The organism is Shinella fusca (assembly GCF_014203155.1).
Taxonomy (GTDB): Bacteria; Pseudomonadota; Alphaproteobacteria; order Rhizobiales; family Rhizobiaceae; genus Shinella; species Shinella fusca.
On record NZ_JACHIK010000005.1, the window covers coordinates 253,271 to 267,376 of the forward strand.

At 65.4% G+C, this 14,106-nt stretch carries 12 protein-coding genes; 3 read left to right on the forward strand and 9 right to left on the reverse strand.

The genetic code is table 11. The features are described 5' to 3' along the window. Positions 1 to 63: 63 nt before the first annotated feature. From HNQ66_RS10270 to HNQ66_RS10300, 7 genes are all read right to left on the reverse strand, one after another. Positions 64 to 1,548 (reverse strand): mannitol dehydrogenase family protein, encoded by a 1,485-nt coding sequence (locus tag HNQ66_RS10270; RefSeq protein ID WP_184143770.1) that lies wholly within the window; start codon positions 1,546 to 1,548, stop codon positions 64 to 66. 57 nt (positions 1,549 to 1,605) lie between these two features. Beyond that, entirely contained in the window at positions 1,606 to 2,379 is a 774-nt protein-coding gene (locus HNQ66_RS10275; RefSeq protein WP_184143772.1) for an L-iditol 2-dehydrogenase, read from the reverse strand. Beyond that, positions 2,376 to 3,377 (reverse strand): ABC transporter ATP-binding protein, encoded by a 1,002-nt coding sequence (locus tag HNQ66_RS10280; RefSeq protein WP_184143774.1) that lies wholly within the window; start codon positions 3,375 to 3,377, stop codon positions 2,376 to 2,378. The genes HNQ66_RS10275 and HNQ66_RS10280 overlap by 4 nt, the downstream gene beginning before the upstream one ends. Before the next feature lie 14 nt (positions 3,378 to 3,391). Then, entirely contained in the window at positions 3,392 to 4,216 is an 825-nt protein-coding gene (locus HNQ66_RS10285; protein ID WP_184143776.1) for a carbohydrate ABC transporter permease, read from the reverse strand. Positions 4,217 to 4,228: 12 nt separating this feature from the next. Beyond that, on the reverse strand, positions 4,229 to 5,101 hold the full coding sequence (locus tag HNQ66_RS10290) for a carbohydrate ABC transporter permease (RefSeq protein ID WP_184143778.1): 873 nt from the start codon (positions 5,099 to 5,101) through the stop codon (positions 4,229 to 4,231). Between the two features lie 250 nt (positions 5,102 to 5,351). Beyond that, complete coding sequence (locus HNQ66_RS10295; protein WP_184143780.1) at positions 5,352 to 6,662, reverse strand: ABC transporter substrate-binding protein; 1,311 nt, start codon at positions 6,660 to 6,662, stop codon at positions 5,352 to 5,354. A 179-nt stretch (positions 6,663 to 6,841) separates the two neighbouring features. Then, positions 6,842 to 7,795: a sugar-binding transcriptional regulator gene (locus HNQ66_RS10300; RefSeq protein WP_184143782.1), complete on the reverse strand. Its 954-nt coding sequence runs from the start codon at positions 7,793 to 7,795 to the stop codon at positions 6,842 to 6,844. 244 nt (positions 7,796 to 8,039) lie between these two features. Between HNQ66_RS10300 and HNQ66_RS10305 the strand changes: the two genes are divergently transcribed. Together HNQ66_RS10305 and preA are read left to right on the forward strand one after the other, a co-directional pair. Continuing rightward, positions 8,040 to 9,401 carry an NAD(P)-dependent oxidoreductase gene (locus HNQ66_RS10305; RefSeq protein WP_184143784.1) on the forward strand — a complete coding sequence of 454 codons (1,362 nt, stop codon included), beginning with the start codon at positions 8,040 to 8,042 and terminating at the stop codon, positions 9,399 to 9,401. A 15-nt stretch (positions 9,402 to 9,416) separates the two neighbouring features. Next, complete coding sequence (preA, locus tag HNQ66_RS10310; RefSeq protein ID WP_184143786.1) at positions 9,417 to 10,730, forward strand: NAD-dependent dihydropyrimidine dehydrogenase subunit PreA; 1,314 nt, start codon at positions 9,417 to 9,419, stop codon at positions 10,728 to 10,730. 447 nt (positions 10,731 to 11,177) lie between these two features. Here preA and HNQ66_RS10315 read toward each other — a convergent pair whose 3' ends face one another. Both HNQ66_RS10315 and HNQ66_RS10320 read right to left on the reverse strand, forming a co-directional pair. Beyond that, the gene (locus HNQ66_RS10315; protein WP_184143788.1) at positions 11,178 to 11,816 is read right to left on the reverse strand and encodes an exopolysaccharide biosynthesis protein; all 639 of its coding nucleotides are present in this window, start codon (positions 11,814 to 11,816) and stop codon (positions 11,178 to 11,180) included. Between the two features lie 109 nt (positions 11,817 to 11,925). Further along, positions 11,926 to 12,576, reverse strand: coding sequence for a TetR family transcriptional regulator C-terminal domain-containing protein (locus HNQ66_RS10320; protein WP_184143790.1), 651 nt, complete (start codon positions 12,574 to 12,576; stop codon positions 11,926 to 11,928). Positions 12,577 to 12,849: 273 nt separating this feature from the next. Between HNQ66_RS10320 and HNQ66_RS10325 the strand changes: the two genes are divergently transcribed. Next, on the forward strand, positions 12,850 to 14,100 hold the full coding sequence (locus HNQ66_RS10325) for a Zn-dependent hydrolase (protein ID WP_184143792.1): 1,251 nt from the start codon (positions 12,850 to 12,852) through the stop codon (positions 14,098 to 14,100). The last annotated feature ends 6 nt before the right edge of the window (positions 14,101 to 14,106 follow it).

Below are 14,106 nucleotides of genomic sequence, written 5' to 3' on the forward strand. Positions count from 1 at the left end.
CCGTTTCCGGCCCCCGTCGTACTGTCTGCCCCTTTCGATGAAAAGCCCCGTTGCCGGCTTTCCTCAATTTGCCAGCCTGTCCTCCAGGTAGCGTTTCAGCGTCGCGCGCGTGCCGTTCGCCTGGAGCGAGCCGAGGGCGGCGGCAAAGCGCCTGCGGAAGAGGTCCGATCCCGCCACCGTGCCGAAGATGTCCTTCAGCTCCAGGAAGGCGAACGGATCGCTCTTCACCGCCTTTGCCGCGGCATGGATGCGTTCGATATTCGGATCGTTGAAGGTGATCGGCTTGCCGCTGTCCGTCGTGCCGGCAAGATAATGGCACCACAGCGCCGAGACGAGCGAGAGGCCGGTGACGTCCTCGCCGCGCGACAGCCGGTCGGCGGTGGACGGCAGGATGAACTTCGGCTGGCGGTTCGAGCCGTCCTGCGCAAGGCGGGGGATCGTGTCGGCGATCTTCGGATTGGAGAAGCGCCGCTCGATCAGGGCGAAATAGTCGTTGAGGTCGGTATCCGGCACGGGCGGGATGACGGGAATGATCTCGTCATGCTCCAGCTTGGCGAGGAAGGCACGGATATCCGGGTCCTCCATCGCCTCGTGCACGAAATGGATGTCGAGCAGCGCCGCCGGATAGGCGATGGCCGCATGCCCGCCGTTGAGGATGCGGATCTTCATGTGCTCGTAGGGCGCGACGTCCGGCACGAACTGCACGCCCACCTTCTCCAGCGCCGGGCGGCCTAGTGGAAAATGATCCTCCAGCACCCATTGCTTGAATTCCTCGCAGAAGACCGGCCAGGCGTCGTCGATGCCGTACTCATCCGCGACGATGCCGATCTCGCGCGGGCCCGTCGCCGGCGTGATGCGGTCGACCATGCCGTTCGGGAAGGCGACATTGGCGTCGATCCAGTCGGCGAGCGCCGGATCGGAAAGGCGCGCAAGGCCGGAGACGGCCGCGTGCGTCACCTCCCCGTTGCCGGGAATGTTGTCGCAGGACATGACCGTATAGGGCGCAAGGCCCTTGTCCCGGCGGGCCTTGAGGCCGGCGAGGATGAGGCCGAACACCGTCTTCGGCGCGGCGGGGTTCGCCGCGTCGGCGGCAATCGCCGGGTGGGCGGGATCGAAGACGCCGGAGGCCGGATCGATGAAATAGCCGCCCTCGGTGATCGTCAGCGAGACGATGCGGATCGCCGGGTCGGCAAGGCGCGCGACAGTCGCTGCCGCATCGCCCGGGGCGAGATAGTCGATCATCGCGCCGGTGACGCGCGCGCCGGAGCGATTGTTGTCCTGCTCGACCACGGTGGTCAGGAAGTCCTGGCCAGCAAGCTTCTCGCGCATCGCCGCATCGGAGGGCAGCACGCCGGCGCCGACGATGGCCCAGTCATGGTCATGGCCGAGATTGAACAGGTCGTCGAGATAGATCGCCTGGTGCGCCCGGTGGAAATTGCCGACGCCGAAATGGACGATGCCGGCCGAAAGGCCCGCGCGTCCGTAGGCCGGAACGCTCGCGGTCTTCGCGATCTGCCCGAGATTGGCGAGCGACAGTTTCGTGGTCATGATCCATTCCTTCCGGTTCGTCCGGTCCATGCATTTGCCGGCCCGCAGCGGCGGGCCTCAGCTCATCCAGTTGCCGCCGTCGACATTGTAGGTCTGCGCGACGACGTAGTTGCTCTCCTCGGACGCAAGGAAGATCGCCATGCCGGTGAGGTCATCCGCCGTGCCCATGCGGCCGAAGGGCACTTCCGCGCCGACGAGGCGCTTCTTCTCGCCGAGCGGCCGGTTCTCGTATTTGGCAAAGAGCGCGTCGACGCCGTCCCAGTGCTCGCCGTCGACCACGCCGGGGGCGATGGCGTTGACGTTGATGCCGTGCCGGATAAGGTTCAGCCCCGCCGACTGGGTGAGGCTGATGACCGCCGCCTTGGTGGCGCAGTAGATGGCGACGAGCGCTTCCCCGCGCCGGCCGGCCTGGCTTGCCATGTTGATGATCTTGCCGCCGCGCCCCTGCGCGATCATCTGCTTCGCGGTCGCCTGCATCGTGAAGAGCGTGCCGGCGACGTTGATGGAGAACAGCCGGTCGTAGCTCTCCCGCGTGATCTCGACGATGGGCGCAAGATCGAACAGCGCGGCATTGTTGATGAGGATGTCGAGCCCGCCGGCCTTGTCGGCGCAGGCCCCGATGGCCGCGTCGATGGAATCCTGCCGCGTGACGTCCATCTGGACGGCGTAGGCGGCCGGGCCGATCTCGCTCGCCGTCGCCTGCGCCCGCTCGATATTGATGTCGGCGATGGCGACGCGGGCGCCTTCGCGCACATAGGCTTCCGCGAAAGCGCGGCCGATCCCGCGCGCCGATCCCGTGATGAGCGCGCTCTTGCCCTCAAGTCTCTTCATCGGATTGCCAGCCCCTTGTCGTCGAAGCGGTGGATGCGGTTCTCGTCGGGTGTGAGGAAGACGGCGTCGCCATGGGTGCCGGCGAAGTCGCCGTCGGCGCGCACCGTCATCGTGCCGACGCCATCGACATGGACGTGCAGGAACGTGTCGGAGCCGAGATGCTCGGCAACGCCGACGACGCCCTTCCAGGTACCGCTCTCCCTGGAAAGCCGGATATGCTCGGGCCGGATGCCGACGGTCGGCGCGTTCCAGGGCTTTGCCGCCTCGCCCGTGACGAAGTTCATGCGCGGCGAGCCGATGAAGCCGGCGACGAAGAGGTTTGCCGGCCGGTTGTAGAGGTCCATGGGCGAGCCGACCTGCTCGATATTGCCGGCATTCAGCACGACGATCTTGTCGGCCATGGTCATGGCCTCCACCTGGTCGTGGGTGACGTAGATCATCGTCGTCTTGAGCTGGTGGTGCAGCTCGCTGATCTCCAGGCGCATCGTGCCGCGCAGCGCCGCGTCGAGGTTCGACAGCGGCTCGTCGAATAAAAAGGCCGACGGTTCGCGCACGATCGCCCGGCCGATGGCCACGCGCTGGCGCTGGCCGCCGGAAAGCTGTCCCGGCCGGCGTTCGAGATAGTTGGTGAGGTTGAGGACGCGCGCGGCCTCCGTCACCTTCTTCTCGATGATCGCCGGATCGGTCTTCGCCATCTTCAGCGGAAAGGCGATGTTGTTCTTCACGGTCATGTGCGGATAGAGCGCATAGGACTGGAACACCATGGCGAGCCCGCGCTTGGCGGGGGCGGCGGAGGTGACGTCCTTGCCGTCGATCTCGATGGTGCCGCTCGTCGTGTCCTCCAGCCCCGCGATGAGGCGCAGCAACGTGGACTTGCCGCAGCCCGACGGGCCGACGAAGACGACGAACTCGCCGTCCTCGATGGCAAGGTCGATGCCCGGGATGACCTGCGTGGCGCCGAAGGACTTGTTGACCTTGTTCAGGATGATCTTGCCCATGGTTTTCCCTCCCCTTACTTCACGGCGCCGAAGGTCAGGCCGCGGACAAGCTGTTTCTGGCTGAACCATCCCATGATGAGGATGGGGGCGATGGCGAGCGTGGAGGCTGCCGACAGTTTCGCCCAGAACAGGCCCTGCGGGCTCGAGAAAGAGGCGATGAAGGCGGTCAGCGGGGCCGCGTTCGTCGTCGTCAGGCGGATCGTCCAGAAGGATTCGTTCCAGGCGAGGATGATGTTGAGGAGCAGCGTCGAGGCGATGCCGGGCACGGCCATCGGCGTCAGCACATGCACGATCTCCTGCAGGAGGCCGGCGCCGTCCATGCGCGCCGCTTCGAGGATCTCGCCGGGAATCTCGCGGAAATAGGTGTAGAGCATCCACACGACGATCGGCAGGTTGATCAGCGTCAGCATCACCGTCAGGCCGAAGCGGGTGTCGAGCAGGCCCGTGTCGCGGAAGATGAGGTAGATCGGCACCAGCACGGCGACGGCCGGCATCATCTTCGTCGAGAGCATCCACATCAGGATGTCCTTGGTCCGCCGCGTCGGCGAGAAGGCCATGGACCAGGCCGCCGGGATCGCAAGGGCCAGCGCCAGCAGCGTCGAGCCGACGGAGATGACCACCGAGTTGAGGAAGAACTTGAAGTAGTTGCTCTGCGCCTGCACGGCGGCATAGCTCTCCACCGTCCCGGAGGGAATGAGGTTGAAGCCCTTGATCGCCTCCGTCTCGGATTTGAACGAGGTGACGATCGTATAGAGGATCGGGAAGAAGATGATCAGCGCGACGATCCAGGCGGCGATCGTGAAGACGGCGGTTCTTCTGGTCGAAACGGCTCTAGCCATGGTCGTATCCCCTTACTTGTCCAGGTTCTTGCCGACGGCGCGCATCAGGAAGAGGGCGACGATGTTGGCGAGGATGACGGCGATGATGCCACCGGCGGAGGCTCCGCCGACGTCGTAGCCGAGAAGCGCGGTGCGGTAGATCAGGAACGGCAGGTTGGTGGAGGCATAGCCCGGCCCGCCATTGGTGGTGACGAGGATTTCCGCATAGACGCCGAGCAGGAAGATCGTCTGGATCAGGATGACGACGGTGATCGAGCGCGACAGGTGCGGCAGCGTCAGGTAGATGAAGCGGGAAACGAAGCCGGCCCCGTCCATTTCCGCCGCTTCCTTCTGCTCGCCGTCGAGCGATTGCAGCGCGGTCAGAAGGATGAGGGTTGCAAAGGGCAGCCATTGCCAGGCGACGATGATGACGATCGACAGCAGCGGGAACTGCGCGAACCAGTCGATCGGCTGGAAGCCGAGCGCCCTGTTGATATCCGCCAGCACCCCGTAGCCCGGATGCATGATCATGTTCTTCCAGACGAGCGCGGCCACCGGCGGCATCACGAAGAAGGGCGAGATGATCATGATGCGCACGATCCCCTGCCCCCACATCGGCTGGTCGAGGAGAAGCGCAATCGCGATCCCGCCGACGACGGTGATGAGCAGCACCCCGCCGACGATCAGAAGCGTGTTCCAGATCGACTGGAAGAACGCCGGGTCCGTATAGAAGAACTTGTAGTTGAAGAGGCCCGTCCAGCTCACATTGCCCGGATTGAGGAGGTTGTAGTTCTGGAACGAGAACCACAGCGTCATCGCCAGCGGCACGATCATCCAGATCAGAAGCAAGCCCACAGAGGGCGCCAACATCAGCCGCGCCAGTCCGCGCGTGTTCTCCGTCGCCATGGTTTCCTCCCGAGAGCCGCTGCCGGCCGATGCTGCATTCACAAAAAGGGCGCCAGCGGCCCCTCACCTGCCTGCCGGCATCCTCTCCCCGCAAGCGGGGCGAGGAAGGATGGGCGCGCCGTCTTCCTCCTTCTCCCCGCCTGCGGAGAGAAGGTCCCGGCAGGGGGATGAGGGGCAAGCGCCGGAACAGATACCCCGTTCAACGGCTGCCCGGAACGCATCCCGGGCAGCCTGTCCTTGGGGAGGTGGCTTACTTGATGTAGCCGGCGCGGGTCATTTCGCGCACGGCCGTCGTCTGGGCCTGTGCAAGGGCGTCGTCCACGGAGGACTGGCCGGCGAGCACCGCCGAGAAGAGCTGGCCGACCGTCGTGCCGAGGCCCTGGAATTCAGGGATCGCCACGAACTGGCCACCCGTATAGGGCACCGGCTTGACCGACGGCTTGGTGATGTCGGCCGCATCCATCGCAGCAAGGGTCGGCGCTGCGAAGGGCGCTGCCTTCTGGTAGTCTTCGCTCTTGTAGAGCGAGGTGCGCGTGCCCGGAGGAACGTTGGCCCAGCCTTCCTTGCTGGCGACGAGCTCGGTGTAGCCCTTGCTGGTCGCCCAGGCGATGAACTTCTGCGCGGCCTCGGCCTTGGTCGAGCTCGACGGCACGGCAAGGTTCCACGACCACAGCCAGTTGCCGTGGTTGCCGTTGCCCGTATCCGGGAAGATCGCGTAGCCGACCTTGTCGGCGACCGTCGAGTCCTTCGGGTTCGAGACGAACGAGGCGGCGACCGTCGCGTCGATCCACATGCCGCACTTGCCCTGCTGGAAGAGCGTCAGGTTCTCGTTGAAGCCGTTCGAGGAGGCGCCCTGCGGGCCTGCGTCCTTCATCATGTCGACGTAGAACTGCAGCGAGGCCTTCCATTCCGGCTGGTCGAACTGCGGCTGCCACTTCTCGTCGAACCAGCGTCCGCCGAAGGAGTTGTTGAGCGCGGTGAGGAACGCCATGTTCTCGCCCCAGCCGGCCTTGCCGCGAAGGCAGATGCCGTTGATGTCGGCGCTGCGGTCGGTGATCTTGCGGGCCGCCTCGCCGATGAATTCCCAGGTCGGGGAATCGGGCATGGTGAGGCCGGCCTTCTCGAACAGGTCCTTGCGGTACATGATCATGGCGGATTCGCCGTAGAACGGCGCGGCATAGAGCTTGCCGTCGACAGAAAGGCCGCCGCGGATCGCCGGCAGCAGGTCGTCGACGTCGTAGTCGGCGCCGAGGCCGTCGAGCGAGACGAGCCAGCCCTGCTTCGCCCAGATCGGAACCTCGTAGTTGCCGATCGTGACGATGTCGTACTGGCCGCCCTTCGTCGCGATGTCGGTCGTGACGCGCTCGCGCAGCACGTTTTCCTCGAGCGTCACCCACTCGAGCTGAATGTCGGGGTTCTTTTCCGTGAAGTCGTCCGTCAGCCCCTGCATGCGGATCATGTCACCGTTGTTGACGGTGGCGATGGTCAGCGTTTCGGCATTGGCGAAACCGGCAAGGAGAGCAGCCGAGCAGGTGCCCAGCAGAAGGGTTCTCAAATTCATTATCTTCCTCCCAGAAGGATATTGAGCATTTGCTTCGCTCATGGGCAATTACTCACAGAATGCCGGAGAAAGTCAACGGCCATTCGATGCTGCACCGCACACAGACGCATGCACGCCTTGAATCGCATGGGAAATTTCTGTTGGGGGACGGTGTTTGCCTGCCGGGCGAAGCGCCGGGCTCAGGCCGAGAGCAGGTAGCGGGCCGTGGTCTCGTCGGTGATGACGCCGTTGATCATGCCGCCCCTCAGGGCCGCAAGAAGGGCGTCGTATTTGCGCCTGCCCTTGGCAAGGCCGATCACCGTCGTCGTCTCGCGCGGCGGCAGCGGCACGGAGGCGACGCGCTCGTTGATGCTGCCTTCGAGCAGCTTGCCGTTGCGGTCGAACATCCAGCCGCAGATTTCGCCCGCCGCCCCCTCCTCCATCAGCCGCGCCATTTCCTGCGGGTCGAGGAAGCCGTCGAGGCAGAGCGGCGCATCCGCGCCGAGCTCGCCGATACCGACGAAGGCGACATCCGCCTCCCGGCCGAGCTGCAATGTCGATTGCACGAGGCTCTGCCGGTGCAGGAGGTCACGCTCCTCCGTCGAGGAGACGAGCACCGGCAGCGGCATCGGATAATGCCGCGCCTTGACCGCATCGGCCATGGAGAAGATGACGTTGTAATAGGCGGCCGAGCCGTCCGGCCCGATATTGCCCGTCAGCGAGAGGATGCGGTGCTGCGGACATTCCATGGCCGGAAGCTGGTCGATCGCCGCTTTCAGCGTGCGGCCCGTACCGACGGCGAGCACGATGGGCTCGGCCTTCTTCAGCCAGCGCTCGATTTCCGCCGCCCCCGCCTCGGCGATGCCGACCGTGGTGGAACTGGAGCCCGGATCGCCGGGCACGATATCGACATGGACGAGGCCGAACTTCCGCTTGAGCGCCTCGCCGAGCTCCAGGCATTCGGCGATCGGATGGTCGAGCCGCACCTTGATCAGCCGCTCGGCGACGGCGAGCGACACGAGGCGCTGGGCCGACTGGCGGGAAATGCCCATGGCGGCGGCGATCTCGTCCTGCGTGCGGCCGGCGACGTAATAGAGCCAGCCGGCCCTCGCCGCATCGTCCAGCCGCCCGGCTGCTTCCGTCCGCTTCGCCATTACCGACCTCATTGCTTCACACGATTTGCTGCATGTTTTCATGCGACCTGTCAAACGTCATCTCGTGGCGCGGCAAGGACAGCACGGACGGAAACGGAACGAAAACATAACTGCGAAAATCATGTTTTTATCCGGCAAAAACCCCGGAAAACCGGGATTCCCCGTGAAATTTTACCGTTTGATAAAAAAATAAAGCTGGGTTACCGTTCCCTATCCAAAAAGCCCACGCGAATGGGAGATAATGATGGGAACGACGCAATCTGGGATTCATCGGGGGCGTCTTGCGCCTGCCGAATACGAGACGAACTTTTCCGACCTTCACCCGCGCCTCGACGACCATGAGGCGCTGGTGGCCGCAGACCGCTGCTACTTCTGCTACGACGCGCCGTGCATGACGGCCTGTCCCACCTCCATCGACATTCCGCTGTTCATCCGCCAGATCTCGACGGGCAACCCGCTCGGCTCGGCGAAGACCATCTTCGACCAGAACATCCTCGGCGGCATGTGCGCCCGCGTCTGTCCCACCGAGACGCTGTGCGAGCAGGCCTGCGTGCGCAATACCGCCGAGCAGCGCCCGGTGGAGATCGGCCGCCTGCAGCGCTACGCCACCGACGTCGCGATGGAGGAGAACCGGCAGTTCTACGAGCGCGCGCCGCGCACCGGCAAGGCGGTCGCCGTCGTCGGCGCCGGGCCTGCGGGCCTTGCCTGCGCGCACCGCCTCGCCATGAACGGCCACGACGTCGTGATCTTCGAGGCGCGCGAGAAAGCCGGCGGCCTCAACGAATACGGCATCGCCACCTACAAGGCGGTCGACGACTTCGCGCAATCGGAAGTCGACTACGTGCTCTCCATCGGCGGCATCGAGGTGAAGAACGGCCTGAAGCTCGGCCGCGACTTCACCCTCGCCGACCTCACTGCCAATTTCGACGCCGTCTTCCTCGGCATGGGCCTCGCCGGCGTCAACGCGCTCGGCGCGGAAGGCGAAAACCTTCCGGGCGTCGTCGACGCCGTCGATTTCATTGCGGAACTGCGGCAGGCGGCGGACAAGGCGACGGTCCCGATCGGCCGGCGCGTCGTCGTCATCGGCGGCGGCATGACGGCCATCGACGCGGCCGTCCAGGCCAGGCTCCTCGGCGCGGAGGAGGTGACGATCTGCTACCGCCGCGGCAAGGAGCACATGAATGCCTCGCCCTTCGAGCAGGACCTCGCCGCCTCCAAGGGCGTGATGATCCGCCACTGGCTCCAGCCCAAGCGCGTCATCGCGCGCGACGGACAGGTCGCCGGCATCGAGGTGGAATATACCGAGATGCGCGATGGCAGGCTCACCGGCACCGGCGAGATCGGGGCGCTCGCCGCCGACCAGATCTTCAAGGCCATCGGCCAGACCTTCGAGGCCGCCGGCCTCGGCGCGCTGGCGCTGGCCGGCGGGCGCATCGCCGTCGATGCGGAGGGCCGCACCTCCCTTCCCAATGTCTGGGCGGGCGGCGACTGCGTGAAGGCCGGCGAGGACCTGACGGTCACCTCGGTGGCGCAGGGCCGCGACGCGGCCGATTCGATCAACCGCATGCTCGCTGCCGCCGCGCAGCCGGCCTTTGCCGTCGCTTGAAGGGGAGGATGAGACATGGCTGATCTTCGCAACGATTTCGTCGGCATCAAGTCGCCCAATCCCTTCTGGCTCGCCTCCGCGCCGCCGACCGACAAGGCCTACAATGTCGAGCGCGCCTTCAAGGCGGGCTGGGGCGGCGTGGTCTGGAAGACGCTCGGCGAGGAAGGCCCGCCGGTCGTCAACGTCAACGGCCCGCGCTATGGCGCTATCTGGGGCGCCGACCGCCGGCTTCTCGGCCTCAACAACATCGAGCTCATCACCGACCGCGACCTCTACACCAACCTCACCGAGATGAAGCAGGTGAAGATGAACTGGCCCGACCGGGCCCTCGTCGCCTCGATCATGGTGCCCTGCGAGGAGGAGAGCTGGAAGGCGATCCTGCCGCTGGTGGAGGAAACCGGCGCCGACGGCATCGAGCTCAATTTCGGCTGTCCGCACGGCATGTCCGAGCGCGGCATGGGCGCCGCCGTCGGCCAGGTGCCGGAATATATCGAGATGGTCGTGCGCTGGTGCAAGCAGTATACGCGCATGCCCGTCATCACCAAGCTGACCCCGAACATCACCGACATCCGCAAGCCCGCCCGCGCGGCGAAGGCCGGCGGCACCGACGCGGTCTCGCTGATCAACACGATCAACTCCATCGTCTCCGTCGACCTCGACAGTTTCGCACCCAATCCGACGGTCGGCGGCAAGGGCTCGCACGGCGGCTATTGCGGCCCGGCGGTCAAGCCCATCGCGCTCAACATGGTGGCCGAGATCGCCCGCGACCCGGAGACCTACGGCCTGCCGATCTCCGGCATCGGCGGCATCACCACCTGGCGCGACGCGGCCGAATTCCTGGCGCTCGGCGCGGGCAACGTGCAGGTCTGCACCGCCGCCATGACCTACGGCTTCAAGATCGTCGAGGAGATGATCACCGGCCTTTCGAGCTGGATGGACGCCAAGGGCCACCGCAATCTCGACGACATCATCGGCCGCGCCGTGCCGAACGTCACCGACTGGCAGTACCTCAACCTCAACTACATCGCGAAAGCCCATATCGACCAGGATGCCTGCATCAAGTGCGGCCGCTGCCACATCGCCTGCGAGGATACCTCGCACCAGGCGATCACGCAGTTCGTCGACGGCGTCCGGCATTTCGAGGTGATGGAGGACGAGTGCGTCGGCTGCAACCTCTGCGTCAACGTCTGCCCGGTCGAGAACTGCATCACCATGGTGGGCCTCGAACCCGGCACGCTCGACCAGCGCACCGGCAAGCTGGTCGACCCCAACTACGCCAACTGGACGACCCATCCGAACAACCCGATGGCACGGCAGGCGGCGGAATGAACGGAAAGGCCGGGGCCACCGCCCCGGCCTTCCGTCTGCCTTCGCAAGGAGGCACGGCACCGGCCGGGCGCAACCCGCTTGTGGCCTCCGGCATACCCTTACCGCTGTAGCGCATACTTCTCAGCGTCGCGCAAATCCCCCATCGTGCGCCCGCTACATGCACTCTGGTCGTGCACGCTTCTCGTGGTGCACACCTTCCTGGCGCGTGTACGCCTCTCCTTATGGCCCACCCATGCACACCCTCTCCTCCGTCGTCCTCGGGCTTGACCCGAGGATCCACCCCCACAGAACGGCTCTGCTTTGTGGCATGGATCCTCGGGTCAAGCCCGAGGATGACGAAGGAGAGGTGGAATTGGATGGAGGGGAGGTCGAGTTGGACGACGGCGAGGTCGCGCTGATGAAGACGGAGTTGTGCCGACTATCGGCGGGAGCGAAGCGCCGACCAGACTATCCGAACAGGCTGAAACTCTGCCCCGCCCCATAGGCCAGCAGCGCCAGCCCCGCGAAATAGACGATCGTCAGCACGACCATCACATGGCCGGCGAGCACCACCAGCCCGTCGCGCTGCGAGATGCCGGCGGCGAGCAGCAGGATGGCGATGCCCGGGAGGGTGTTGGAGAAGGGGATGAGGCCGAGCGGGGCCATCAGCAGGAGCCCCGCCCCCATCAGCACGAGGCCGTTGATGCGGTTCACCACGGCACCGGAGGCGAGCACCATCAGGCGCGGCTTGAAGAAGCGGTCGAACCGGCGCAGCATCGTGACGCCGCGCTGCAGCACCGGCTTCAGCCGGCCGCTTTCCAGCCGCCGGTCGGCGAGCGTCTGCGGCAGCCAGGGCAGCCGGTTGAACGTGATCGCCGCGCTGATCAGCACGATGCCGGCGCCGAACACCGTCGAGACGCCCGGAATGGAGACCGGAAAGAGGAAAGGCAGCGACAGGAGGGCGCAGAGCAGAAGCAGCCCGCTTTCGCCCATCATCGCCAGAAGGTCGCGCAGCGTGACGTGCTCGTCCTTGATGGAATGGATGATGTCCTCGAGCAGTTCGCTCGTCTTGCGGTCCGTATCCGTAAAGCCGATGGCCGTCGTCATGAAGTCCCTTCCTGCTGCCGGGCGCTTATGCCGGGCGATTGCGGCTTTCCTGCGGGGATGCCGCCGCGGGAGCATAGGAAGACTTCCTTGACGAAGCGTAGCGGAAACGTCAGGCCGGCTGCTCGCTGATGCCGAGGCCCGTGACGAAGAGCTGTTCGAGGAACCGCGCGGCATCCTCGAAGCGGCCGTCGCCGGCCTGGTCCTGCCCCAGCACGGCGCGCACCTGCACGTCGAAGTCGGCATAGTGCTGCGTCGTCGACCAGATGGAGAAAATGAGGTGATAGGGATCGCACTTGGCGATCTTGCCGGCCTTCGCCCAGGCGCGGATGACCTCCGCCTTCTCGTCGACCAGCGCCTTCAGCGGCCCCTTCAGCTCGTCCTCGATGTTCGGCGCGCCCTGCAATATCTCGTTGGCGAAGAGCCGGCTTTCGCGCGGGAAGTCGCGCGCCATCTCCAGCTTGCGGCGGATATAGCTGCGGATCTCCGAGACGGGATTGCCGCCGGCATCGAACTCGCGCAGCGGATCGAGCCAGGTGTCGAGCACGCGGGTGATGAGCGCGCGGTGCATCGCCTCCTTGGTGCGGAAATAGTAGAGGAGATTGGGCTTCGACATGCCCGCCACCTCGGCGATCTGGTCGACGGTCGCACCGCGGAAACCGTGCAGGGAAAAGACCTCCAGCGCCGCCTCGAGGATCCGCTCCTCCTTCTCTTCCTGGATGCGTGTGCGCCGCTGGGTTCTCGCCGCCCTCGGTAATGCCATGTCGCCCCCTCGCCGGCCTCTCCTTCCGGAAAAGTGCCGCCAGATTCACCAGTTTAACCAGCCGCCATTTTCTTGGGCGCGGTCTCAAGGTTTTTGGTTTTTCGGCTTGAGTGCCGCTACGGAAGCTGTAATGTTTACCAATCGGTCAAATTATCAGACAGTTGTCAAGTAAAGGCAACGGCTCTGAACGGAAGGCGCAAAACAAACAGAGCGCCGCCGGCCGACGGGAACAAATCAGGGCTTCGAGAGCCCGAAGACGTGGGAGCATACGACATGGCCGCACCCGGCGAGAACATGCGTGTCAACGCGGACCGCCTGTGGGATTCCCTCATGGACATGGCGAAGATCGGCCCCGGCATCGCCGGCGGCAACAATCGCCAGACCCTGACCGACTCGGACGCAGAAGGCCGCCGCCTCTTCCAGAAATGGTGCGACGACGCGGGCCTCACCATGGGCGTCGACACGATGGGCAACATGTTCATGACGCGCGCGGGCGAAGACCCGGAAGCCCTTCCCGTCTATGTCGGCTCGCATCTCGACACGCAACCGACCGGCGGCAAGTACGACGGCGTGCTCGGCGTGCTCTCCGGCCTCGAAGTCATCCGCTCGCTGAACGATCTCGGTATCCGCACCAGGCACCCCATCGTCGTCACCAACTGGACGAACGAGGAAGGCGCCCGCTTCGCCCCCGCCATGCTCGCCTCCGGCGTCTTCGCCGGCGTGCACAGCCAGGATTACGCCTATGGCCGCAAGGACCCGGAGGGCAAGACCTTCGGCGAGGAGTTGAAGCGCATCGGCTGGATCGGCAACGAGGAGGTCGGCGCGCGCAGGATGCACGCCTATTTCGAATACCATATCGAGCAGGGACCGATCCTCGAAGCCGAGAAGAAGGACATCGGCGTCGTCACCCACTGTCAGGGCCTGTGGTGGCTGGAATTCACGCTGACAGGCCGCGAGGCGCATACCGGCTCGACGCCGATGAACCTGCGCGTCAATGCGGGCCTTGCCATGGCCCGTATCCTTGAAATGGTGCAGGCGGTCGCCATGGAGAACCAGCCGGGCGCCGTCGGCGGCGTCGGCCAGGTGTTCTTCTCGCCGAACTCGCGCAACGTGCTGCCCGGCAAGGTCGTCTTCACCGTCGACATCCGCTCGCCCGACCAGAAGAAGCTCGACGGCATGCGCGCCCGCATCGAGGCGGAAGCGCCGAAGATCTGCGAGGCGCTCGGCGTCGGCTGTTCCGTCGAGGCGGTCGGCCATTTCGATCCCGTCACCTTCGACCCGACGCTGGTCGCCACCGTCCGCAAGGCCGCCGAGGACCTCGGCTACAGCCACATGAACATCATCTCCGGCGCCGGCCACGACGCCTGCTGGGCCGCCAAGGTCGCCCCCGCCACGATGATCATGTGCCCCTGCGTTAACGGCCTCTCGCACAACGAGGCGGAGGACATCTCGAAGGAATGGGCCGCCGCCGGCGCGGACGTCCTGCTCCATGCGGTGATCGAGACGGCCGGCATCGCCGAGTGAGTTCCG

Coding starts and splice junctions, on each gene's coding strand:
- HNQ66_RS10270 (WP_184143770.1), bottom strand. CDS start 1,548: ATGACCACGAAACTGTCGCTCGCCAATCTCGGGCAGATCGCGAAGACC.
- HNQ66_RS10275 (WP_184143772.1), bottom strand. CDS start 2,379: ATGAAGAGACTTGAGGGCAAGAGCGCGCTCATCACGGGATCGGCGCGC.
- HNQ66_RS10280 (WP_184143774.1), bottom strand. CDS start 3,377: ATGGGCAAGATCATCCTGAACAAGGTCAACAAGTCCTTCGGCGCCACG.
- HNQ66_RS10285 (WP_184143776.1), bottom strand. CDS start 4,216: ATGGCTAGAGCCGTTTCGACCAGAAGAACCGCCGTCTTCACGATCGCC.
- HNQ66_RS10290 (WP_184143778.1), bottom strand. CDS start 5,101: ATGGCGACGGAGAACACGCGCGGACTGGCGCGGCTGATGTTGGCGCCC.
- HNQ66_RS10295 (WP_184143780.1), bottom strand. CDS start 6,662: ATGAATTTGAGAACCCTTCTGCTGGGCACCTGCTCGGCTGCTCTCCTT.
- HNQ66_RS10300 (WP_184143782.1), bottom strand. CDS start 7,795: ATGGCGAAGCGGACGGAAGCAGCCGGGCGGCTGGACGATGCGGCGAGG.
- HNQ66_RS10305 (WP_184143784.1), top strand. CDS start 8,040: ATGGGAACGACGCAATCTGGGATTCATCGGGGGCGTCTTGCGCCTGCC.
- preA (WP_184143786.1), top strand. CDS start 9,417: ATGGCTGATCTTCGCAACGATTTCGTCGGCATCAAGTCGCCCAATCCC.
- HNQ66_RS10315 (WP_184143788.1), bottom strand. CDS start 11,816: ATGACGACGGCCATCGGCTTTACGGATACGGACCGCAAGACGAGCGAA.
- HNQ66_RS10320 (WP_184143790.1), bottom strand. CDS start 12,576: ATGGCATTACCGAGGGCGGCGAGAACCCAGCGGCGCACACGCATCCAG.
- HNQ66_RS10325 (WP_184143792.1), top strand. CDS start 12,850: ATGGCCGCACCCGGCGAGAACATGCGTGTCAACGCGGACCGCCTGTGG.